The following is a 20565-nucleotide window of genomic DNA, read 5'->3' as shown; positions in this document are numbered from 1 at the left end:
TCAGAGATCGGCGAAGCGGCGGCCTTCGGCCACCAGACGTTCGAGCAACGGAGCGGGCTGCCACCAGGCGCCGAGGCGCTGGTGGAACTCGCGGATTCGTTCGAGCACTTGCCCAAGGCCGACGCTGTCGGCGTGGAACAGCGGGCCGCCGCGCCAGGCAGGGAAGCCGTAGCCGTTGAGGAAGATCACATCGACGTCGCTGGCGCGCTGGGCGATGCCTTCGTCGAGGATGTTGGCGGCCTCGTTGATCAGCGCGTAGATGCAGCGCTCGACTATCTCTTCATCGCTGACCGGCGTGCGGGTGATACCGCGCTCGGCGGCGGCCTGTTCCAGCATGGCCGGCAGCGCCGGGTTGTCCTGGGCGGCGCGGCCACCTTCGGCGTACTGGTAGAAGCCGGTGCCGGTCTTCTGCCCGAGCATGCCGGCGGCGATCAGGTGGTCGAGCACCGTGGGCAGCGTCTGGCCGGGCTGGAGGTGCGGCCGTTGGCGCGAGCGGATTGCATGGCTGATGTCGAGGCCGGACAGGTCGCGTACCGCCAGCGGCCCCATGGCCATGCCGAAGCCGCGCAGCGCGCGGTCGACCTGCGCGGGTGTGGCGCCCTCCTCCAGGAGGAATTCGGCCTGGCGGCCGTACGGGAAGATCATGCGGTTGCCGACGAAACCGTCGCATACGCCGACCACCACCGAGACCTTCTTCAGGCGCTTGCCCAGCTGCATGGAAGTGGCGAGCACGGTGTCCGAGGTGGCCTTGCCCCGTACCACTTCGAGCAGGCGCATGACGTTGGCCGGGCTGAAGAAGTGCAGGCCGACGAGGTCCTGCGGACGCCGGGTAAAGGCGGCGATTTCGTCGAGGTCCAGCGAGGAGGTGTTGCTGGCGAGGATCGCGCCGGGCTTGCAGTGGGCGTCCAGTTGTTCGAAGACCTGGCGCTTTACCTCCAGGCTTTCGAACACGGCTTCGACCACCACGTCGGCGTCGCCCAGCGCGGCGTAGTCGAGCACGCCACTGATCAGGCCCATGCGCCGTTCCATCTCTTCGGCGCCCAGGCTGCCGCGCGCCACGCTGGCGGCGTAGAGGCTGCGGGCGCGGTCGAGGCCGCGTTGCAGGGCCCCTTCATTCACTTCCAGCAGCTGCACCGGGATGCCGGCGTTGGCGAAGCACAGCAGGATGCCGACGCCCATGGTGCCACCGCCGATGACGGCAGCGCGGCGGATGTCCCGCGGTTGCACGTCGGCGGCCAGCCCGTCGACCTTGGCGGCTTCGCGCTCGGCGAAGAAGGCGTGGATCAGCGCGGCGCGCTGCGGCGATTCCATGCATTGCAAGAACAGCTCGCGTTCGCGCGCCAGGCCTTCGCGCAGCGGCAATTGCGTTGCGGCTTCCACCGCGTCGATGCAGCGTTGCGGGGAGAACTGGCCGGGCAGGCGCTTCTGCACTTCGCCGCGCTTGTGGGCGATCAGCTCGGCGAGGCCGCTTTCCTGCACGCGCTCGTTGCGCTCGCCGGTGCGTCGCGGGCCCTTGCCGTCCGCCAGCAGGCGCTGGGCGAAGGCGAGGCCGGCTTCGATCAGGTCACCGTCGAACAGTTCGTCGACGACGTTGAATTCCAGGGCCTGCGGCGCGCGGATCGGCGCGCCGGAGACGATCATGTCGAGGGCCTTTTCCACCCCAGCCAGGCGCGGCAGGCGCTGGGTGCCGCCGGCGCCGGGGAGCAGGCCGAGCTTCACTTCCGGCAGGCCGACCTGGGCATCGCGGCGGGCGATGCGGTAGTGGCAGGCCAGGGCGACTTCCAGGCCGCCACCCAGGGCGGTGCCGTGGATCACGGCGACGCTGGGCTTGCTGGCGCCCTCGAGGATGTCGACTACCTCGGGCAGCGACGGCGCCTGCGGCGGCTTGCCGAACTCGCGGATATCGGCGCCGGCCATGAAGGTGCGCCCGGCGCAGACCAGCACCACGGCGCGCACTTGCGCATCGGCCTCGGCCTGCTGGAAGGCGGCGAGCAGCCCGGCACGGACGGCGTGTCCGAGGGCGTTCACCGGTGGGTTGTCGACCGTCACCAGGGCAATCTCGCCCCGGCGTTCGAGCTGTACCGCTTCAGACATGCTGGACTCCGTTTGGCTTTTGTTATCGCTGGAGTTTTTAACGGAATATTGTTCCGCTGTGCAGAATACGATGTTGTTTTTTTATTGTCGAGGGGATCGAAAGGGTAGCTCTTTGTAGGAGCGAGCTTGCTCGCGAAAGGGCTCGCTGGAGGCAACAGGGTTGGGCGGTTCGCGAGCAAGCTCGCTCCTACAGGGGCTTCTGTGCTCGGGCTTGCCCTCACCCCAGCCCTCTCCCAGGGGGAGAGGGAGCCGCTTGGCGTTCAGCGGAGGTTTCGGGTTCCGCCGGCGAGCACCAAACGTTCAGCGCGCTCCGAACAGTCCCCTCTCCCTCTGGGAGAGGGTTAGGGTGAGGGATTGCTCTCGCGCCGGCCTCCCCATCAGCACCCCGGCAAAAACAAGAACGCCGCCTCCGGTCTCCGGAGGCGGCGCAAGAGCCCCGGCTGCGCCCAGCCGGGGCAAAGGAGCAAAGGCCCTACTTGGCCCAGCGGCGCAGGTCGGACGGTGTGTAGTCGCTCATCTTCGCGTGCTGGCCGGTCTTCATGGCGCTGTTCTCCTCGTTCATCAGGCCGTTGACGAAGTAGCGCCCGCTGATCAGGTCGTAGGCCGCGGCCAGGGCCTCGAAGGTGAACTGCTTGTCGTAGTACGGCATGGCGTGGGACTGGTAGTTGCGCCACAGCTCGCCACGGCTGTCGTAGAGCTCGCCGAGGAGGATGTTCCAGCTGTCCTCGTCGAGGTAGTAGCGGCGCTTGCTGTAGACGTGGCGCGCACCCGGCTTGAGGGTCGCCTCGACGACCCAGACGCGGTGCTTCTCGAAGCGTGCGAGGTCCGGGTTGATATGGCCGGTCTTGAGGATGTCGGCGTATTTCACCGAGCGGTCGTACAGGCGGAAGCTGTTGTAGGGCACGAACAGTTCCTGCTTGCCCAGCAGCTTCCAGTCGTAGCGGTCCGGTGCGCCGTTGAAGCCGTCGAGGCTGTCGGCGGTGACCATGCCGTCGCTGTAGCGCGCGCTGTTGTCGTAGGCGATCAACGGGGCGCGGCGCACCCGGCGCTGGCCGGGGATGTACTGCCAGGCGGCGCGCGGTTCGGCGAGCTGGTCCATCGGCTCGTGGGTCAGCACCGCCTCGCCGGACAGCCGCGCCGGCTCCAGCACGCGGGTCTTGAACAGGTACAGCAGGTTGGCGCCCGGCGGCAGGTCATCGACGGTCTCGGCGTAGTTCATGTCGGTCTGCGAGCGGACCAGGCTGTAGACGCCGTTCTCCTTCACGTTGGCCGAGCTGAAGGTGCGCTCGATGCTGCCGCCGCGGTAGCGGGTGATGTGGTTCCAGATTGCCTCGACGCCTTCTCTGGGCAGCGGGAAAGGCACGCCGCGCTGGTAGTTCAGCACGCCGTTGCCGCCGTCGGCGAGCTTGGCATTGGCGGCGTTGTCGCGGGTCGCGGAGTTGATCTCGTCGGGCAGCCGCGCGCTGCGGTGGCTGGGGTAGACGTTGATCTTGTAGGTGTTCGGATAGCGCTTGAGCATCGCCTGCTCGCCGGGGCTGAGCCACTGGCTGTACTGCCCGGCGTTGGCCGGGGTGATGGTGAACAGTGGCTGCTCGGCGGCGTAGGGATTGGCGTAGCCGCCCTTGGCGTCGACCTGCCCGGCGTCGGGTTTCAGGCCGCCATCCCAGGCGGGAATGCTGCCGTCGGCATTGGCCGCCTTTTCGGCGCCGACCGGGGTCAGGTTGGTGCCGAGGTCGGCCGGAGTGTTGGCGGATGCGGAGGCATGGGCGCAGAACGCCAGGCCCATGGCCAGCGCCAGGGCGGAGAGTTTCGAAAGCTGCATGGGGCGGTTCCTCAGAAGTCGACCTTGGCGCTGACGCTGTAGAAGTCGCGGTCGTCGAGCGTGCTGTACTTGTTGGAGCCGAAGAAGCTGTTGTAGCCAAACTCCAGGCTGTAATCGTTGAGGTAGTTGAAGGCCAGCGACAGGCCGGCGGCCATCTGCCCTTCCTGGAACGGGCCGCCCGGATCGTAGGAATAGCCCTCGACGTCGTGGCGGAAGTTCAGGCTCGGCAGCATGTTCACCCCCGGCAACACGTCGCTGTACTCCAGGCCGGCGCGCAGGCGGTAGCCCCAGGACCAGGGCGTGGTGAAACCGTCATCGGTGCAGTAGCGGTTGGTCACGCCACTGGCCGCGGTGTTGCACTGGCTGCCATTGAGCGGCGCGCTGCGGCCGAAGGCGGAGTTGCGCCCCAGGCGCTCGTCGCCGACATCGCCGACATGCACCACACCGGCCTCGCCGAGCAGGGTCAGGCGCGTGGCGCCGAGCACGTTGTCGATGATCTGGGTGGCCGAGGCGGTCATCTGCCAGACCGGCTTGCGCACCCAGCCATCCAGGGACTGGCCGGTGGTGGAGGCGTTGGCCGGCACGTCGGTGATCGACGAGCTGCCGGAAGGGCCGGTGATCATCGCCACGTTCATGTCCGGGCCGTTGAGCGCCACCGGCATGTTCGGCCGGTAGCTCAGTTCCGCCGCCAGCGAGGTGCCCCAGCCGGGCAGCGCGCCGTTGATGCTCAGGCCGTAGAGGTGGATGTTCTCCGGGAAGGCGGCAGCGTAGACCGGGCCCTGCACGCGGCCGAGGGGGAAGGTGCCGGGCTTGCTGGCATCCCGCGCGGTGAGTTCCAGATACGGCAGGCGCGCGTGGTAGTTGGCGTAGTAGAAGGCCGCCTCGGCATCGTTCAGCGAGCTGATCAGGGTGCGCAGGGCGACGCCCCACTGGCCCTGGTCGGACGGGTCCTGGTCGTCGCCGTGGGAGGCGTAAAGGCCGCCGGCCTGCATCTGCGCGTCGGTCTGCACCTGGCTCAGGTACAGCGGCCCGCAACCGGGCTGGATGGCGTCGCTGGTGGCGAAGAAGGTGCCGCAGCCATCGAGCACGCTGGGCCGCCAGTTGTACTGGTAGAAGCCTTCCAGGTTGACCTTGTCGCTCAGCCCGAGGTTGAACGAGAGCATCTCCACCGGCAGCTGGCCTTCCTTGATGTCCACGCCGGGCTTGTTGAAGGCGCTGTAGTCCAGCGGGTTGATCACGTTGATGCCGTTCTGGATCAGGATCGACTCGCCCCAGGACAGCACCTGCTTGCCGAGCTTGAGGTTGAGCGGGTGCTCGGCGACGTCGATGTCCTTCCACACATAGGCATCCAGGGTGTCGAAGCCGTGGTAGCGCGAGAGGGTCGGCCAGCCACTGTCGTCGAAGTCCTTGAAGCGGCCGTCGCCGGTCTCGTAGGCGTGGTCGTACCAGTACTTGAAGCGGATGAAGGCGCCCTGCCCGTCGCCCTCCAGGCTGAAGTCGGTGAGGCCCTTGAACATCTGCGAGATGGGGTCGCCCTTCCTGAAGTTCAGGCGGTTGTCGTCGGCGCTTACGCTGGTGCCGTCGGCGTTGCTGATGTGCTGGGCCTGGACGGCGTTGGCGTGGGTCATCAGGTGACGATCCGGGTCCTGTGCCGACCAGCTGGCGCCCAGGCTCAGGGTGGTCTTGGTGGACAGGTTCCAGTCGTCGTTCAGCTCGAAGGTCCTGGCGTGCGCGGGAAACGCGGCGCCGACCGCGAGGGCAAGCAGTAGCGGTCTGGCGATGCAGTGCTGGCGCCGCCCCATGGACGCAATGGGGGCGGGGGCCGGATGGATTCTTGTCATTATGGGCTCCGGATGGGTTTTACCGCGGGGCCACCTTGCGCGGGGCGAGCGCGGCGACCACAAGCCGGGAGCGACAAAAACCGATCATGCCCCGCCGGGCTGGCCGAGGCGGAATTGCTTGGGGGTGACGCCGAAGCGCTTGCGGAAGGCGCGGATGAAGTTGCCGCTCTGCCGGTAGCCGATGCGTTCGGCGATGCGCTCGATGGGCTGGTCCGAGGAGCGCAACCAGATGCGCGCCAGGCTCAGGCCGTCGCCCTCCCCGGCTTCCCGCGCGCCGCTCCACTGGCGGCGCAGGCTCTGGTAGAGAAACTCGTTGGCGCCCGCCAGGGGCGTCGCCAGCAGGGTTGACGGCAGGCAGAGGAATGGCGCGGGCGCCCGCTGCCAGGGCACGCCCCATTCGCTCAGCGTCTCGCCGCAGCGCTGGCGCGGGCCGATGCCCACAGCGAGAAACACTTCATGTGGCGACTGGCCGATGCGCCGGGCGATGTTGCGCACCAGCGTCAGCACCGCCGCGTCGAAGCCGAAGTGGTGCAGCTGCGGGTTGATCGGGATGAGCCGCAGTCGGCTGCTGTCGCCCTCATCCTCCAGGCGCACTTCCACGCAGTTGGTCACCCTCGGTACGAACTCGCAGAAGGCGGCGAGGCTTGCCCCCAGGGTCGGCGCCGAATCCAGCAGGATGTTCAGCCCCTGCAGGCAATGGGTCGCCATGCCGTTGACCAGCTCGCAGCCGAACTGCGGATTGCCGCTGGCGCGCTCGCATTCGTTCCACAGCCGTTCCACCTGCTGCGCGGGAATGCGCCCGCGCGGGTCCGCCAGCTGCGCCTCGGCGATCCCCGCGCGCAGGCGCAACTCGGCGGCGCTCAGGCCGAGGCGCGCGGCGTGCAGCAGGATGGTGCTGGCGAAGGCACTGGAAGCGAACAGCAGGGGCGACATGGCGGCGGACCGGTTCGGTGGACGGTTTACTAGATCAGCTCGCTCTGCTATCCATCAAATTCATTCGACTCAACACTTTGATGCGCAGGATGCATGATGGAACTCCGACAGCTCCGCCACCTGGCCGCCCTCGCCGACTTCCAGAATTTCCAGCGCGCGGCCGATGCCATCGGCCTCAGCCAGTCGGCGCTGAGCCGCAGCATCCAGACCCTGGAGCGCGACCTGGACTGCGAACTGGTGGATCGCCAGAGCCGCGAATTCCGCCTCACCGGCCAGGGCCAACTGGTGCTGCAGCATGCCCGCCGCCTGCTCGCCGGGACGCGCTCGCTGCGCAACGAACTGGAGCAGTACAACGGCCTGAATGCCGGCGAACTGCGCTTCGGCTGCGGCCCCTACCCGGCGCAGCTGCTGGTGCCCGAGGCGATGGCGGACTTCATCCGCGCGCACCCGGCCATCGACGTCGGCTTCCTGATGGGCGACTGGGAACAGATGGCGCAGTTGCTCAAGGAAGACCAGGTGGAGTTCTTCGTCGGCGACGCCCGGGATTTCGCCGGTAACCCGGATTACCAGGTGCGCTGGATGGAGTTCCGCCCGGGGCGCTTCTTCTGCCGCGCGGGCCACCCGCTGGCGGCGCGCCAGTCGCTGAAGCTGGCCGACCTGCTCGACTACCCGCGGGTGGGTACGCGCATCCCGCCGCCCTTGCGCAAGGTGCTCGCCGAGGTCATCGGCGAGCGCGATTTCCACATGAACGTGGAGTGCGCGCAGTTCGCCGCGATCCTGCACATCGTCGCGCGCTCCGACGCGGTCGGCCTGGCGGCGCAGGAAGCGCTGCATGCGCCGGTGCAGCGCGGCGAAGTGGCGCTGCTGAGCATCGGCGACATCCCCCAGGACCGCCCCGAGCTGCGCCTGCACTACGGCATCGTCAGCCGCGCCGGCTACGGCCTGTCACCGGCGGCGCAGGCGATGGTCGAGGCCATCTTCGCCGCCGACGAACGCCTGCCACGCGAGCTGCCCGCTGCGGCTCCCAAGCCTGTGCAGGGCGCGTAACGCGCCAACGTTACCCGCCGCCGGCCCTCGTTGATTCAAGGTTCGCGAGCAAGCTCGCTCCTACAGGGGCGTTCTGCCGCTGTGCTCTGCGTAGGAGCGAGCTTGCTCGCGAACGGCAAGGCACCGCGATCAGCCGGCGGATAACCCGTGCCGGGTTATGCGCCCTACGGTTGGCGTGGGCGTAGGAGCGGACTCCGTCCGCGATAGGTCCGCATCGCGCCGGAAGCCGATCGCGGACAGAGTCCGCTCCTACGCTCCCTGGAACACGTACCGCCGAACGGGATCGGCCGGCATTCGCCCGGTGAATGACTTTCGGCCTGCGCGCCCGGCTTGGCATAGTGGCAGACATCATTCGCGGAGGGCGGGCCATGAACGAGTTCGAACACCAGCTGCTGGCGGTCAACGGCATCCAGCTCAGCGTCTACAGCTGTGGCCCGGCCGATGGCAAGCCGGTGTGGATGCTGCATGGCTTCCCTGAATGCTGGCATTCCTGGCAGCACCAGATGCGCGCCCTCGCCGCCGCCGGCTACCGCGTGTTCGCCGCGGAGATGCGCGGCTACGGCCAGAGCAGCGCGCCCGCCGAGGTGGAGGCCTACGACGTGCTGACCCTCTGCGCGGACATCCAGGGCGCCATGGACGCCCTCGGCCACCAGCGCGTGGCCATGGTCGGTCATGACTGGGGCGCGCCGGTGGCCTGGCACCTGGCGCTGCTGGAGCCGCAGCGCGTGGAGGTGCTGATGACGCTCTCGGTGCCCTTCGCCGGTCGCGCACGCCGCCCACCGGTGGAGATCATGCGCGAGGTGTTCGCCGACAAGTTCTTCTACATGCTCTATTTCCAGCAGCCCGGCCACGCCGAGGCCGAGCTGGATGCCGACGTCGCCATGACCCTGCGCCACTTCCTCGGCGACAACGTGCGCCTGGCCCCGGAGAAATCCCCCGACAGTCGCCTGTTCGACGACCTCGCGGCGCCGCCGGAGCTGCCGGACTGGTGCAGCGCCGAAGACTTCCAGCACTACGTGCGGACCTTCGAGGGGCGCGGCTTCCACGGCGCGCTGAACTGGTATCGCAACTTCGAGCGCAGCTGGCAGCGTACCGAGCCGCTGGCCGGGCGCAAGGTCGAGCAGCCGACGCTGTTCCTGATCGGCGACCGCGACCCGGTCGGGCGCTTCGAGGCCTACACCGTGCAGCGCATGCCCGAACACGTGCCGAACCTGGAGCAACACGTGCTGGAGAATTGCGGCCACTGGATCCAGAGCCAACAGCCGCAGCGGGTCAACGCCCTGCTGCTGGACTTCCTCGGCCGCCACTACCCGGCCTGACCCGGCTTGTGGGCTCGCCGGGCAATGCGTAAGGTCGCTCGGCCAGCCCTGCCGAGCCGCGCGCCATGAGCCCACGCCCCGTCGCTCCGTCCAACGCCTTCTATGCGCCGACCCTGTTGCCGGCCATGGAAGAGCTGTTGTCGCGCGGTATCGCCGGCACCGAGCTGGAAGCCTGCTTCCGCCGCACACTGCTGGAGCTGCGTACGCCGCTGGTGCGGGTGCCGCTGTTCCTCTCCCGGCGCTTCTGGGACCTGGCCGAACAGGCCAGCGGCGATGCGACCATCGGCCTGCTGGCGGGCCGGCGCTTTGCCTCGACCCTGACCAACGGGCTGACCTACCTGTTCGACGTGGCGCCAACCCTGGAAAGCGCCTGCGCCTACTTCTGCGAATACTTCCCCTACTTCAACGGCTCGCTGCGCGCCGAGCTGCGCGTGGAGGGCGATGCGGTTGCGCTGGCGCTGCCGGAACAGGGCGCACTGCTCTCGGGTCGACAGAGCCGCGAGTACACCGTGGTGGGCATCTGCAGTCTGCTGCGGCGCAAGCTGCTGGCCAGCGGGATCGGCACGGACCCCTTGCTTGGTATCGACCTGCCCGGAAGTGCGCCGGTTGATTCGCAAGTCTACGAACAGGCGCTGCGCGTACCGCTGCGCTGGGGTGCCGGGGAGATCGTGCTGCACCTGGCGCCTGAGCTGTTCCGCCGCCCACTGGCGCCGGCCAACGCGGAGCTGGAAGGCATCCTGGTCACCCTGCTGGACCAGGCTCGCAGCCAGACGCAGAGCACCCTGCTGGACGAAGCCGCCGATTACATCGCCCGCGAGCTGCCTCAGGGCGCAAGCTTCCAGTCCTTCTGCGAGGCGCGCCACCTCACCGAACGCACGGCGGCGCGGCGGCTGCTCAGCCACGGCTGGCGCTACAGCGAACTGCTGGATGAACAGCGCCGCTACCGGGCGCTGGACCTGCTGGGGGAGTCGGCGTTGTCGCTGGCGCAGATCACCGACCAGCTGGGCTACGGCGACCTGCAGAGCTTCTCCCGCGCCTTCGGCCGCTGGTACGGCAGCAGCCCTGGCGCCTGGCGCGAGAGCCAGCCGCGCTGACTCAGGCGTCGCGGCGCATGCCGATGTGCGGGATGTCGTCTTCCAGGTAGACCTCGGTCACCGGCGTGAAGCCGTAGCGGCCGTAGTAACCCTGCAGGTGCGCCTGGGCCGAGAGATACACCGGCAGGCCCGGCCAGCGCTGGGCGATGGCTTGCAGCGCCTGCTCCATCAACTGATGGCCCAGACCGGTACCGCGGCCCTGCGGGGCGATCACCACGCGGCCGATGACCACGTCGCCGTCGTGGTGCTGCGGGTCGAGCAGGCGCAGGTAGCCGAGCAGCCTGCCCTCCTCCGCCACCGTCAGGTGACAGGTATCGCCGAGCAGGTCGAGGCCATCGACTTCCTGGTAGGGGCATTTCTGCTCCACCACGAAGACTTCGGTGCGCAGCTGCAGGATGGCGTAGAGCTCTTCCTTGGTCAGGTCGCGGTGGTGCTTGCAGGTCCAGTTCAGGGCCATGTCGTGTTCACTCCGATCATCAAGATGGCCATGGTAGCGCGCCTCAGACCGGCGCGTGGAAGCGCAGGGTGGTCGAGCCACCCAGATGCCGGCGCAGCGCCTCAATGGCGACCTTGACCTTGGCTGGTTGGGCATCGCGGCGCGGAGTCACGGCGTAGATGCCGAATGGCGGTAGCGACCACTCCGGCAGCAGGCGTACCAGCCTGCCCTCCTCCAGCGCCTCGCGCACTTCCGGCTCCGGCTGGCAGGACACACCGAGCCCGTCGAGGGTGAACTGGCGCAGGGCGATCATGCTGTTGGCCGCGACCCGCGCCTCCAGGCGCAGCTTGCAGCTCTCCCCGCCCGGCCCGCTGAAGCTCAGGTAGCCCTGATGCGCCACGGTGTTCAGCGCCAGCCAGTCGACGCCCTGCAACTGCTGCGGATGGTCGATGGCAGCCAGGCGCCGCAGGTAGGCCGGCGCGGCGCAGATGATGTTGTTCCACTCGGCCAGGTGGCGTGCCACCAGGCTGGAGTCGGTGAGGCTGCCGACGCGGATGGCGAGGTCGATGCGCTGCTCGATCAGATCGATCTGCTCGTCGTGGAAGAACAGCTGCAAACGCAGCTGGCGGTGGTTCTCCAGCAGCGGGCGCAACGCCTCGGTGATCAGCTTGCCGGAGAAGCCCACGGGCGCCGCCAGGCGCAGTTCGCCCACCGGCGCCTCGCGCCATTCGCCCAGGCGCTGCTCGGCTTCCTCGGCGATGGCCAGCATCTGCGCGCAGCTGCGGTAGAACGCCTCGCCGGCCTCGGTCAGCGTCAGCTTGCGGGTGGTGCGGTGCAGCAGCGTGACCTGGGCGTGGGCTTCGAGTTTGCGGATCTGCTGGCTCACCGCCGAAGGGGTCATGCCCAGAGCCTCGGCCGCGGCGGCCATGGAGCCGCGGGCGACCACGGTGGCGAACACCGCCATGCCGCGAAGATTGTCCATTGTGAAGCTCCGCTAAAGAGTGAAAGGCAAAATAGCGGGTTTTTCCCTTGATTGCCGGCGCCTAGGATGTCATCTCCCAAAATGGAGAAGAGAAAAGATGCCTGCGAGCCATGCCACCGTCCCTACCCCCGAAGCCGCGCGCTACCTCAAGCGCCTGTGCAACCACTTCGCCCACAAGCTGCCGGTCGAGCTGACCGAAGAGCGCGGCGTGCTGACCTTCGACTTCGGCACCTGCCGCCTGCTGGCGACCGCCGAAGCGCTGCAACTGGAAGCCGAATCCGCCGATGCGGAAGGCCTTGAGCGCCTGCAGAACGTGGTGGTCAGCCACCTCGACCGTTTTGCCTGGAAAGAAGGCCAGCTGCCGGTGAACTGGCAAGCTGCCTGAAATCGCCGACGAAATAGGCGCAAGAACGAAAAAACCCGGCCAAGGCCGGGTTTTTTGTTGCCTGAAAAAAGGCAGGCGTCGCCGAGAAAATATGACTGATTAGCAGCGGGCAGTCATAAATAACCCGAAGAAATTCAGTTGAAGCCTAAATGACCAAAGGAAATAAGTCTGATCTTTTGATCGCTTTTTGATCAATCGTCAAAGTCAATACTTTGAAACATCTTGTAACCGTGTGGCCACTTTTACCCCGAGTTATCCACACGGTCGATGCGCAAAATCTGTACAGAACGCCCCTTTACCCGGAAAGCGGCCTGGTAGGGCCAGCGCTCCACCGGCAATTCGCGCACCCCGGGCACCTCGCTGGGCACGCCGCTACTGCTTTGCTCCAGGTTCACCAGCGGGCTGACCTGCTCGACGATGTCCTGGATAGCTCGCAGCGCCTTCTCCGGGCCGATCAGCACGACGTAGTGGTCGTAGATGGCGTCCAGGTCGGCGGCGGCCTTGTGTGTCCACTGCAGGCTCATGCCAGGCCCCACTTGGCTTCGATCACGGCGTGCTCCAGCAGGTGGCCGGCATCGGCGTCCGCCACCCCTTCATCGATGGCCGCCACGTGCCAGCTCTGGCGCTCCAGGTACTGCGCCAGGGCCTGCCGCAGGTGATACGGGCGGTCCCGGTGGGTGGCGCGGGCCAGTTGGTCCAGCGCCGCCACAAGGGCGTCATCGGCGCGGAACGAGACAACGGTGGTCACTTTTTGCACAGCTCCGTTTACGCTGTATACAGTGTTTACAACGATAACATACGTATACGAATCAAGCACTTGGGGAGGCAGAAGTTTTTCCTGAGGAGGGCGGCAGAGCCCGGCTGGCGCGGGCTGCAAGGCTACTTTCGCGGCGGCGAAAGTTGGCTTCCGGCTTCGGGAATTTGCCGGCAGGGCAAGGGCCATCAGGCTGGCGGGGCGAAGGCCTGAATCCCACACAACAACAACAGGAGCCCCCCGCCATGCTGCTCGATTACCTGATCATGCTGGTCTACGCCCTGGGCATGCTTGCCCTGGGCTGGTACGGAATGCGCAAGGCGCGCAACCAGAACGACTTCCTCGTGGCCGGACGCCGCCTCGGTCCCGGCCTTTACCTGGGCACCATGGCTGCCGTGGTGCTCGGTGGCGCATCCACCATCGGCACGGTGAAGCTGGGCTACCTCTACGGGCTGTCCGGCCTGTGGCTGGTGTTCATGCTCGGCCTGGGGATCATCGTCCTCAGCCTGGTGTTCTCGCGGCAGATCGCCCGGCTGAAGGTCTACACCGTCACGCAGATACTCGAGCAGCGCTACCAGGCCTCCTCGCGGCTGATCGGCGGCATCGTGATGGTCGCCTACGACCTGATGGTGGCAGTCACCGCGACCATCGCCATCGGCTCGGTGACCGAAGTGGTCTTCGAGATTCCGCGCATCCCGGCGATCCTCTGCGGCGGCGGCATCGTCATCGTCTATTCGGTGATCGGCGGCATGTGGTCGCTGACCCTCACCGACATCATCCAGTTCGTGATCAAGACCCTTGGCATCTTCGCCGTGCTGCTGCCGATGTCGATCCACGAGGCGGGCGGCCTGTCGCGCATGCAGGAAGTGCTGCCGGCTGGCTTCTTCGACCTCGGCCATATCGGCCTGGACACCATCCTCACCTACTTCCTGCTGTACTTCTTCGGCGCGCTGATCGGCCAGGACATCTGGCAACGCGTGTTCACCGCGCGCAGCGAGAAGGTGGTGCGCTATGCCGGCCTCGGGGCGGGTGTCTACTGCATGCTCTATGGCCTGGCCTGCGCGCTGATCGGCGCCGCTGCCCATGTGCTGCTGCCCAACCTGGCGGTGCCGGAAAACGCCTATGCGGAAATTACCCGGCAGGTGCTCCAGCCCGGCCTGCGCGGCCTGGTGGTGGCAGCGGCGCTGTCGGCCATCATGTCCACCGCGTCCGGTTGCCTGCTGGCGGCGGCCACGGTGTTCCAGGAAGACATCTACGCGCGCTTCCTGCGCCCCGGTGCGCCCAACGGCCTGCGCGAAAGCCGCCTGTTCACCCTGCTGATGGGCGTGGTGATGCTGGCCCTGGCGTGCCTGGTGAACGACGTCATCGGTGCCCTGAGCATCGCCTACAACCTGCTGGTCGGCGGCCTGCTGGTGCCGATCCTCGGCGCCCTGCTGTGGCGCCGCGCTTCCGCCCGCGGGGCGATGGCCAGCATCGTGGTCGGCTGCCTGGTGGTGGTCGCCTTCATGGCCATCGACGGCGTGCTCGCCAATACCCCCATCGCCTACGGCCTGCTCGCCAGCCTGGTCACCTTCGTGGTGGTCAGCCTCGCCGGCGCGCCTGCCGCCAGCCTGCAGGCGCAGGTCGACTGAACCCTCTCAAGACAGGAGACGCCCCATGCCCCATGATTTCCCGCAACCCCTGGACGCCGCGCAGATCCCGCGTTTCGCCGGCATCCCCAGCTTCATGCGCCTGCCGATCTTCGAGGACCCGGCGCAACTGGACATCGCCCTGCTCGGCGTGCCCTGGGACGGCGGCACCACCAACCGCGCCGGCGCCCGCCACGGCCCGCGCGAGGTGCGCAATCAGTCGAGCCTGATGCGCAAGGTGCACCATGTCAGCCACATTGCACCCTACGATCTGCTGCGCATCGGCGATATTGGCGACGCCCCGGTAAACCCCATCGACCTGCTCGACTCGCTCAAGCAGATCGAAGGCTTCTACCGACGCATCCACGCCGCCGGCACGGTGCCGCTGTCGGTGGGCGGCGATCACCTGGTCACCCTGCCGATCTTCCGTGCGCTGGCCGCCGAGCGGCCCATCGGCATGGTGCATTTCGATGCGCATTCCGACACCAACGACCGCTACTTCGGTGACAACCCCTATACGCACGGCACGCCGTTCCGCCGCGCCATCGAGGAGGGCCTGCTGGACCCGAAGCGCACCGTGCAGATTGGCATCCGTGGGTCGATCTATGACGCCGACGACGAAGCCTTCGCTCTTGAGCAGGGCATCCGCGTGATCCACATGGAGGAGTTCGCCGACCTGGGCGTGGAGGCCACGCTGGCCGAGGTTCGCCGGGTGGTCGGGCAGGGGCCGACCTACGTCACCTTCGACGTCGACGTGCTCGACCCGGCTTACGCGCCCGGCACCGGCACGCCGGAGATCGGCGGCATGACCACGCTGGAGGCGCAGCACATGGTCCGTGGCCTGCAGGGGCTGAACCTGATCGGCGCCGACGTCGTGGAAGTTTCGCCGCCGTTCGACCAGGGCGGGGCGACCGCGCTGGTCGGTGCGACCATGATGTTCGAGCTGCTCTGCGTGCTGGCCGACTCCATCGCCTCGCGCCGCTGACCGCTCCGGGGGTTCACGGGGCGGCGTGCTCGGCGCTATAACGAAAGGCCCGAGCCCGCCGCCACGAGAACTCCCATGCTGGGCAATCTTTCCGATATCGATCTGCGCCTGCTGCGCACCTTCTGCACCATCGTCGAGGCCGGCGGCTTCACCGCCGCCCAGGTGCGCCTGAACACCAGCCTGTCACGGCTGAGCGTGCTGGTGCGCGACCTCGAACTGCGCCTGGGCTATTCGCTGTGCCGGCGCGGCGCCAGTGGCTTCCAGCTCACCGAAGAAGGCCAGCAGTTGTATGAGGCGGCGCTGGAGCTGTTCGTCGATATCGAACGCTTCCGCGAGCAGGCCAACGGCCTGGGCGGTCGGGACCGCGAGGTGCTGCACCTGGGCTGTGTCGACGGTGTGCTTGGCCAGCAGTGCTGGCCGATGCCGCTGGCGATCCGGCTGTTCCGCGAGCGCTATCCGCGGGTGCGTCTGAACCTGCATACCCAGCGCCCGGACGAGCTGGAAAACGCCGTGCTGGAGGAGCGTCTGCAACTGGCCATCGGCGCCTTCCACCATCGGTTGTCGGGGCTTTGCTACCAGTTGCTGTTTCGCGAGGAGCAGAACCTCTATTGCTCGCGCGAGCACCCTTTCTTCAGCTGGGCTGATGATGAGCCTTCGCTGGAAGCGATCTGCGCCGCCGAGTACGTCGGCCGCGGCTACATGGCCGAGAGTCGCCGGCCCCATGGCCTGGTGTTCAGCCGCGCGACCAACGCCTACAGCATGGAGGCCATCGCCAACCTGCTGTTCAGCGGCGCTTTCATCGGTTACCTGCCCACGCACTACGCTGCCAAGTGGGTCGCCGATGGGCACCTGCGTGCGATCCGCCCAGCCCAGTTGGCCTTCGTTTCGGAGTTCCACTGCGTGACCCGTCAGGGCGCGGAGCCGGGTGAAGTACTCGGAGCCTTCCTCGATGCGCTGGCACGTGCCCAGAGCGAGCTGGGCAGCGGCGAGCCGGCGGACTGAGCCCGCTACACCGGCTGGGCGAGCAGCCAGGCGTAGAGCTCCTGCAGCAGGGCGTCGCCGGCAGCGGAGTCAGCCATCAGGTAGTAGCCGGACCAATTATCCCAGCCACTCTTGAGCTGGACGCCGCCCAGGCGGAAATGCGGGCCGATGCTGGCGTCGACCGCACTGCCCATGTGATCGTGGTCGACACCTGACGCGCCCAGCGTGCGCAGCCGCTCCAGTACCGCCGGCCACAGGTTGCCGGGGTCGTCCTCCATGTCCAGCGACAGGTGGCCCTGAGCGGTGCGGGAGAGCAGCGGGGCGGTGGGCATGGATTCAGCCAGTTCTGACGGGAGGAAAGATGGACAGAGTACACCGGGGTGGCTGCCACTGCGGCCAGCTGCGCTACGAGTGCGACGCCGAACTGAAGGACGTCGCCCACTGCCATTGCTCGATCTGCCGGCGCACTACCGGTGGCATCGTCACCACCTGGGTGACGGTGCCCATCGGCAGCTTCCGCTGGACCCTCGGCAAGCCTGCCGAATACCGCTCCTCGGCTACCTGCCGGCGCTACTTCTGCGGCAACTGCGGGGCGCAGCTGGCGCTGTTCACCGACCATGCGCCGGACACCCTGGACCTGACCACGGCGACCCTTGATGAGGTGGCCACGGTGGTGCCCGACCGGCACATCTGGGTGAAGAGCCGCCTGCCGTGGATTCACCTGGACGAGCAGCTGGAAGAGGAGTGGGAGGAGAAGCTCTAGCGGCCGCGGCTTCTTGTAGGAGCGGATTCATCCGCGATGGCTTCCGGGGCGTTGCGAGCCTATCGCGGACGGAGTCCGCTCCTACGAAACCGGGCAATCCAGTGCTGGCGTCAGGGCAGCTCCAACCCGCCCGACGCCTTGTGCAGCTCGCGCAGGTGCGCGCCGATCTGCTTGGTGTTGGCTTCCAGCGCGGTCAGCTCGTCGCGGCGCTCGGGAGTGAGCAGCGCGCGTACCTCGCGGTCGAGGTTGTCGCTGAGCTGGCGCAGGCGTTGCTGGCGCTGCTGGGTCTGCTTTTCCAGGGTGGCCGTTTCCGGTGCCTGGGGCAGGCCGTAACCGCCGTCGAGCAGCTCCGCCGGGCGACTGAGGAAGCCGCTGTCATCGAGGATCTGCTGCAGTGTCTTGCCGGCTGCTGCGAGGTCCGGTTTGCTCTGCATGGCGTCCGGGTTGCTCAGGTACAGGCGCTTGAGTTCGTCCTGGGCGAGCAGCAACTGGCGGCGCAGCGAGGCCTGTTCGAGTAGCAACAGGGCGGCGCTGGCACGCAGGTCGGCCTTGTCGAACCATTGGCGGCGCTCGACGGCGGGCAGGGCGAGCCAGTCCTCCACCTTGTCCTGCGGGACATTCATGCGCTGCTTCAGCACATCGAACATCGCCTGGTAGCGGTCGCGGAAGGAGTCGAAGCGATAGCCCAGACGCAGCGCTTCCTTGGGGTTGTCCAGCACGCTGGCGTCGGCGATGCCCTTGTTCTCCAGCAGGCCGAGCACGCCGTAAGGGGTGATACTGTCCATGGTCTGCAGGCTCTGGCGCTGGATGCCGCTGCGCAGCAGCTTGAGCGTCTCCACCGCGCAGTTGTTGGACAGGAAGTAGTAGTTGCCGTCGTAGCTCCAGTGGCTCTGCGCCGAGCGCTCGACCAGACTGGCGACTTCGTCGCGGCTGAGCCTGAGCGGAATCGAGGCCAGGCTGCGCAGTTCGATCTTGGTGTACTCCTCGATCACCTGGGACAGCGGCAGCACGAACAGGCGCGACGGGTAGGCGCCGGTCAGGCCGTCCCAGCTGGACAGCTGCAGGTCGCCGACGAAGGCGCGGTAGGACAGCACCAGATGCTGGTCCAGGTCCAGCCGGCAGTCCGGGCCGCGTGGGCGTCCCGGTGCACAGACCACCAGGCGCAGCATGGTATGGCCCCAGCGGCTGGCGATCTCGGTGTTGGCCTCGGCGATCAGGTAATCGACCTCGTAGACCCGTTCCGGATCGAGGTAGCCCAGCGGCTGGCGGCCGAAATCGCGGCCGGCGTTGAGGTAGGCGTACTGCGTCGAGCATTCGTCGTGCGGACGTTCGCCGAAGCGCTCGGCGTAATAGCGGTACAGCGCCGGGCGGCGGCAGGCGAAGCTGCGGTCGAGGAGGAAGTACTCCATGTTCACCGCGACGTACTCGCGCGGGTTGGTCAGCTCGTAGCGGTCCGGGCTGCGTAGCAGGAAGCGGTTGTGCTGCTCGCGTTCGCCATGCTTGCCGGCGTACTGGGGCCAGCCGGCCAGGTCGAGCAGGCGCGGGTCGTCGGAGAGAGTGAAACGGCGGCCGGTCTCGCCCCGACACTCATCCGGCGCGCCAACCCGGCCGAGGCTCTTGTCGCGCATCGTACAGCGGCGGATCACCCGGCCTTCGTCGGTTTCCCAGAGGCGCGCGCGGTCGTAGAGGTGGGTCAGCTCGTGGAGCAGGGTGGCCAGCAGTTCCCGGCGCAGGGTGCCATGGGTGCGGCCGGTCTGCTCGGTGGCGGCGCTGCCGTCGGTGAGCGCGCCGAGATAACGGGTATTCAGGGCAATGGCGCCGGGGCGCAGGGTGCGGCCCATGCCATTGCTGGGCAGGTCGTCGCGCCATTGCACGTCGACGCTGCGGTCCAGGCGCTGGACGAAGCGGGGCGGCAGGGTCTGCAGGGCTTCGTCGAGCAGCTGCTGACTGGCCTGGCGCTGCGCGGCGTTCAGGCCATCGGTGTCGAGCTCCAGGCGGAGCGCGGCTTGGCTGCTGGCGGCGACGGTCAGTGCCAGGGCCGCCAGCCAGCGGCCAATCCGGAGGGTCACAGTGCGAGGATGGCTTCAGCCAGGTCCTGGTCGGAGGCGGCTCGCGCCTGCGGCACCTGCTCGCGCAGCACCTTGAACGCGGCTTCCAGCTGGGCGCCACGGATCGCGCCGTCGCTGCCGACGTAGCTGGCGGCGTCGTCGCGGGCCTCGCGGACGATCTTCATGTCACGCACGGAGGTGGTGGTGTCCGAGGTGAAGTCGATGCTGCGGGCGAAGGCGTTGGTGGTGATGTTGAACACACGGACCACCGAGTGGGCCTGGGCGGTGGACGCGCAGGCGGCGAGCAGCAGGCCGAGGATCAGGGGGCTCTTGGAAAGCGAGCTGAGGCGCATGGATGTCTCCGAAAGGGCAGCGGGAGCTGCTCACAACTTTATTTGGCAAGAATTGCTTCGGCCAGTTCCCGATCGTTCACCGCCAGCGCCGGGTATTTCTGCCGCAGCCAGTGCAGCGCAGCTTCCAGGCGCGCGCCTCGTATCGCTCCATCCGTGGCGACGAACTGCGCCGCGTCATCACGGGCTCCGCGCAGCAGTTTGTTGTCAAACGGCGCGCTGGTGACCTGGCTGGTGATGTAGCTGGTACCCACCGGGAACTGAGTCGTCTGGTCGAACGCCTGGGCAGGCAGGGAACAGGTCAGCAGTGGTAGCAGGAACAGCAGGGTACGCATGGGCTTGGACGATCGGGAGAGCACGGCCGCCAAGGCTAACGGAATGCGCCGTGGAGAGCCAGCGCAGAGCGCCGGGCAGGACGCCCGGCGCGGGGATTCAGCGCGGAGGCTGCAAACGATCAGATGGTCAGGATGGCCTGGGCCAGCTGCTGGTCGTCGGCTGCCAGGGTCGGCAGCTTGCTGCGGATGTGCGCGAGGGCCGCTTCCAGGTGCGCGCCACGGATCTGGCCCTGGCTGGCAACGAAGGAGGCCGCGTCATCGCGGGCTTCGAGGACGATCTTGTCGTCCTTGAAGGAGTCGCTGATCTTCGAGGTGCCGTCCGAGGTGGCGCCGGTGGCGCGCACCGACAGGTCGGTGGTGTAGACGAAACTGGTGGCGAACGCGCCGGTGGTGCAGCCGATCAGGGCTGCGGCAGCGATCAGGCGAAGGCTGTTCTTCATGGAAGTGGCTCCGGATAAGACCATGCAAGGTGGCCGGGGCGGCCACTCTACCTGGGGTCAGACTAGCCAAGACTGCTCGGCGTCACCAGCATTCAGCGCCAGAATGGTTTCGAGATTTCTCTCACACGATCGCTGGGACTGATGCCCAGGTCAGCCAGCTGGAGGCTGGTCAGCTCGGCCAGTTGGCGGCGGGTGCGGGCATTCTGGCGCCACTGGCAAAGTGCCTTCCAGGCCATGCCGGTGATGCCGGGCAGCAGATGAGTGGACGAGGTGGCGAGGGTGCGTTCCATGGCAGCGTCCTCCGGCTCCGTGGGAGCGAGTGGTATGG

22 protein-coding genes are annotated in these 20565 nt (G+C 67.4%); 8 read left to right on the top strand and 14 right to left on the bottom strand.

All coding sequences use genetic code 11. The annotated features are described in order from the left end of the window. The 4 genes from QO207_RS01650 to QO207_RS01635 form a co-directional block, all read right to left on the bottom strand. Window positions 1–2094 carry a 3-hydroxyacyl-CoA dehydrogenase NAD-binding domain-containing protein gene (locus QO207_RS01650; RefSeq protein WP_301479010.1) on the bottom strand — a complete coding sequence of 698 codons (2094 nt, stop codon included), beginning with the start codon at window positions 2092–2094 and terminating at the stop codon, window positions 1–3. 472 nt (window positions 2095–2566) lie between these two features. Next, complete coding sequence (locus QO207_RS01645) at window positions 2567–3916, bottom strand: DUF1329 domain-containing protein (protein WP_301479009.1); 1350 nt, start codon at window positions 3914–3916, stop codon at window positions 2567–2569. Window positions 3917–3927: 11 nt separating this feature from the next. Beyond that, window positions 3928–5757: a DUF1302 domain-containing protein gene (locus QO207_RS01640; RefSeq protein ID WP_301479008.1), complete on the bottom strand. Its 1830-nt coding sequence runs from the start codon at window positions 5755–5757 to the stop codon at window positions 3928–3930. An 84-nt stretch (window positions 5758–5841) separates the two neighbouring features. Then, the gene (locus QO207_RS01635; RefSeq protein WP_301479007.1) at window positions 5842–6690 is read right to left on the bottom strand and encodes an AraC family transcriptional regulator; all 849 of its coding nucleotides are present in this window, start codon (window positions 6688–6690) and stop codon (window positions 5842–5844) included. Window positions 6691–6786: 96 nt separating this feature from the next. Here QO207_RS01635 and QO207_RS01630 point away from each other — a divergent pair, with 96 nt between their 5' ends. From QO207_RS01630 to QO207_RS01620, 3 genes are all read left to right on the top strand, one after another. Then, window positions 6787–7737: a LysR family transcriptional regulator gene (locus tag QO207_RS01630; protein WP_301479006.1), complete on the top strand. Its 951-nt coding sequence runs from the start codon at window positions 6787–6789 to the stop codon at window positions 7735–7737. A gap of 368 nt (window positions 7738–8105) precedes the next feature. Next, complete coding sequence (locus QO207_RS01625) at window positions 8106–9056, top strand: alpha/beta fold hydrolase (protein ID WP_301479005.1); 951 nt, start codon at window positions 8106–8108, stop codon at window positions 9054–9056. Window positions 9057–9121: 65 nt separating this feature from the next. Beyond that, window positions 9122–10150, top strand: a complete 1029-nt coding sequence (locus tag QO207_RS01620) for an AraC family transcriptional regulator (RefSeq protein WP_301479004.1) — start codon at window positions 9122–9124, stop codon at window positions 10148–10150. 1 nt (window position 10151) lies between these two features. Here QO207_RS01620 and QO207_RS01615 read toward each other — a convergent pair whose 3' ends face one another. Both QO207_RS01615 and QO207_RS01610 read right to left on the bottom strand, forming a co-directional pair. Then, window positions 10152–10607: a GNAT family N-acetyltransferase gene (locus tag QO207_RS01615; RefSeq protein WP_301479003.1), complete on the bottom strand. Its 456-nt coding sequence runs from the start codon at window positions 10605–10607 to the stop codon at window positions 10152–10154. A gap of 43 nt (window positions 10608–10650) precedes the next feature. Beyond that, complete coding sequence (locus tag QO207_RS01610) at window positions 10651–11568, bottom strand: LysR family transcriptional regulator (RefSeq protein WP_301479002.1); 918 nt, start codon at window positions 11566–11568, stop codon at window positions 10651–10653. A 97-nt stretch (window positions 11569–11665) separates the two neighbouring features. Here QO207_RS01610 and QO207_RS01605 point away from each other — a divergent pair, with 97 nt between their 5' ends. Beyond that, window positions 11666–11953 (top strand): DUF2218 domain-containing protein, encoded by a 288-nt coding sequence (locus QO207_RS01605; RefSeq protein WP_301479001.1) that lies wholly within the window; start codon window positions 11666–11668, stop codon window positions 11951–11953. Between the two features lie 242 nt (window positions 11954–12195). Here QO207_RS01605 and QO207_RS01600 read toward each other — a convergent pair whose 3' ends face one another. Beyond that, a complete protein-coding gene (locus QO207_RS01600) occupies window positions 12196–12477 on the bottom strand; it encodes a type II toxin-antitoxin system RelE/ParE family toxin (RefSeq protein WP_301479000.1) in 282 nt (93 codons plus the stop codon). Next, window positions 12474–12701, bottom strand: a complete 228-nt coding sequence (locus QO207_RS01595; RefSeq protein WP_259758375.1) for a CopG family ribbon-helix-helix protein — start codon at window positions 12699–12701, stop codon at window positions 12474–12476. Before QO207_RS01595 ends, QO207_RS01600 begins: the two co-directional genes overlap by 4 nt. Window positions 12702–12952: 251 nt before the next feature. Here QO207_RS01595 and QO207_RS01590 point away from each other — a divergent pair, with 251 nt between their 5' ends. The 3 genes from QO207_RS01590 to QO207_RS01580 all read left to right on the top strand — a co-directional run bounded on the left by QO207_RS01590 (window position 12953) and on the right by QO207_RS01580 (window position 16322). Then, window positions 12953–14338, top strand: coding sequence for a sodium:solute symporter (locus QO207_RS01590; RefSeq protein ID WP_301478999.1), 1386 nt, complete (start codon window positions 12953–12955; stop codon window positions 14336–14338). Window positions 14339–14363: 25 nt separating this feature from the next. After that, complete coding sequence (gene speB, locus QO207_RS01585) at window positions 14364–15320, top strand: agmatinase (RefSeq protein WP_301478998.1); 957 nt, start codon at window positions 14364–14366, stop codon at window positions 15318–15320. A gap of 75 nt (window positions 15321–15395) precedes the next feature. Next, window positions 15396–16322, top strand: coding sequence for a LysR family transcriptional regulator (locus QO207_RS01580; protein ID WP_301478997.1), 927 nt, complete (start codon window positions 15396–15398; stop codon window positions 16320–16322). A gap of 5 nt (window positions 16323–16327) precedes the next feature. Here the strand turns inward: QO207_RS01580 and QO207_RS01575 are convergent, their stop codons facing one another. Then, complete coding sequence (locus QO207_RS01575; RefSeq protein WP_301478996.1) at window positions 16328–16633, bottom strand: hypothetical protein; 306 nt, start codon at window positions 16631–16633, stop codon at window positions 16328–16330. Window positions 16634–16662: 29 nt separating this feature from the next. Between QO207_RS01575 and QO207_RS01570 the strand changes: the two genes are divergently transcribed. Beyond that, window positions 16663–17064 carry a GFA family protein gene (locus QO207_RS01570; RefSeq protein ID WP_301478995.1) on the top strand — a complete coding sequence of 134 codons (402 nt, stop codon included), beginning with the start codon at window positions 16663–16665 and terminating at the stop codon, window positions 17062–17064. Window positions 17065–17174: 110 nt separating this feature from the next. Here the strand turns inward: QO207_RS01570 and QO207_RS01565 are convergent, their stop codons facing one another. From QO207_RS01565 to QO207_RS01545, 5 genes are all read right to left on the bottom strand, one after another. Then, a complete protein-coding gene (locus QO207_RS01565; RefSeq protein ID WP_301479404.1) occupies window positions 17175–19121 on the bottom strand; it encodes a DUF4105 domain-containing protein in 1947 nt (648 codons plus the stop codon). Between the two features lie 8 nt (window positions 19122–19129). Further along, window positions 19130–19465: a DUF2388 domain-containing protein gene (locus tag QO207_RS01560; RefSeq protein WP_301478994.1), complete on the bottom strand. Its 336-nt coding sequence runs from the start codon at window positions 19463–19465 to the stop codon at window positions 19130–19132. A gap of 38 nt (window positions 19466–19503) precedes the next feature. Next, window positions 19504–19797 (bottom strand): DUF2388 domain-containing protein, encoded by a 294-nt coding sequence (locus tag QO207_RS01555; protein ID WP_301478993.1) that lies wholly within the window; start codon window positions 19795–19797, stop codon window positions 19504–19506. 119 nt (window positions 19798–19916) lie between these two features. After that, the gene (locus tag QO207_RS01550; RefSeq protein ID WP_301478992.1) at window positions 19917–20237 is read right to left on the bottom strand and encodes a DUF2388 domain-containing protein; all 321 of its coding nucleotides are present in this window, start codon (window positions 20235–20237) and stop codon (window positions 19917–19919) included. A 92-nt stretch (window positions 20238–20329) separates the two neighbouring features. Beyond that, on the bottom strand, window positions 20330–20473 hold the full coding sequence (locus tag QO207_RS01545; protein ID WP_301479403.1) for a DUF1127 domain-containing protein: 144 nt from the start codon (window positions 20471–20473) through the stop codon (window positions 20330–20332). Between the last annotated feature and the right edge of the window lie 92 nt (window positions 20474–20565).

The organism is Pseudomonas sp. CAN1, from assembly GCF_030462585.1.
In the GTDB taxonomy this organism is placed as follows: Bacteria; Pseudomonadota; Gammaproteobacteria; order Pseudomonadales; family Pseudomonadaceae; genus Pseudomonas.
Note: the sequence above shows the minus strand (reverse complement) of the source record. Positions and strands in the feature narration are given on the sequence as shown.

Excerpts from the sequence above, each read along its gene's own strand:
- QO207_RS01650 (WP_301479010.1), bottom strand. The coding sequence starts at position 2,094 with ATGTCTGAAGCGGTACAGCTCGAACGCCGGGGCGAGATTGCCCTGGTG.
- QO207_RS01645 (WP_301479009.1), bottom strand. The coding sequence starts at position 3,916 with ATGCAGCTTTCGAAACTCTCCGCCCTGGCGCTGGCCATGGGCCTGGCG.
- QO207_RS01640 (WP_301479008.1), bottom strand. The coding sequence starts at position 5,757 with ATGACAAGAATCCATCCGGCCCCCGCCCCCATTGCGTCCATGGGGCGG.
- QO207_RS01635 (WP_301479007.1), bottom strand. The coding sequence starts at position 6,690 with ATGTCGCCCCTGCTGTTCGCTTCCAGTGCCTTCGCCAGCACCATCCTG.
- QO207_RS01630 (WP_301479006.1), top strand. The coding sequence starts at position 6,787 with ATGGAACTCCGACAGCTCCGCCACCTGGCCGCCCTCGCCGACTTCCAG.
- QO207_RS01625 (WP_301479005.1), top strand. The coding sequence starts at position 8,106 with ATGAACGAGTTCGAACACCAGCTGCTGGCGGTCAACGGCATCCAGCTC.
- QO207_RS01620 (WP_301479004.1), top strand. The coding sequence starts at position 9,122 with ATGAGCCCACGCCCCGTCGCTCCGTCCAACGCCTTCTATGCGCCGACC.
- QO207_RS01615 (WP_301479003.1), bottom strand. The coding sequence starts at position 10,607 with ATGGCCCTGAACTGGACCTGCAAGCACCACCGCGACCTGACCAAGGAA.
- QO207_RS01610 (WP_301479002.1), bottom strand. The coding sequence starts at position 11,568 with ATGGACAATCTTCGCGGCATGGCGGTGTTCGCCACCGTGGTCGCCCGC.
- QO207_RS01605 (WP_301479001.1), top strand. The coding sequence starts at position 11,666 with ATGCCTGCGAGCCATGCCACCGTCCCTACCCCCGAAGCCGCGCGCTAC.
- QO207_RS01600 (WP_301479000.1), bottom strand. The coding sequence starts at position 12,477 with ATGAGCCTGCAGTGGACACACAAGGCCGCCGCCGACCTGGACGCCATC.
- QO207_RS01590 (WP_301478999.1), top strand. The coding sequence starts at position 12,953 with ATGCTGCTCGATTACCTGATCATGCTGGTCTACGCCCTGGGCATGCTT.
- speB (WP_301478998.1), top strand. The coding sequence starts at position 14,364 with ATGCCCCATGATTTCCCGCAACCCCTGGACGCCGCGCAGATCCCGCGT.
- QO207_RS01580 (WP_301478997.1), top strand. The coding sequence starts at position 15,396 with ATGCTGGGCAATCTTTCCGATATCGATCTGCGCCTGCTGCGCACCTTC.
- QO207_RS01575 (WP_301478996.1), bottom strand. The coding sequence starts at position 16,633 with ATGCCCACCGCCCCGCTGCTCTCCCGCACCGCTCAGGGCCACCTGTCG.
- QO207_RS01570 (WP_301478995.1), top strand. The coding sequence starts at position 16,663 with ATGGACAGAGTACACCGGGGTGGCTGCCACTGCGGCCAGCTGCGCTAC.
- QO207_RS01560 (WP_301478994.1), bottom strand. The coding sequence starts at position 19,465 with ATGCGCCTCAGCTCGCTTTCCAAGAGCCCCCTGATCCTCGGCCTGCTG.
- QO207_RS01555 (WP_301478993.1), bottom strand. The coding sequence starts at position 19,797 with ATGCGTACCCTGCTGTTCCTGCTACCACTGCTGACCTGTTCCCTGCCT.
- QO207_RS01550 (WP_301478992.1), bottom strand. The coding sequence starts at position 20,237 with ATGAAGAACAGCCTTCGCCTGATCGCTGCCGCAGCCCTGATCGGCTGC.
- QO207_RS01545 (WP_301479403.1), bottom strand. The coding sequence starts at position 20,473 with ATGGCCTGGAAGGCACTTTGCCAGTGGCGCCAGAATGCCCGCACCCGC.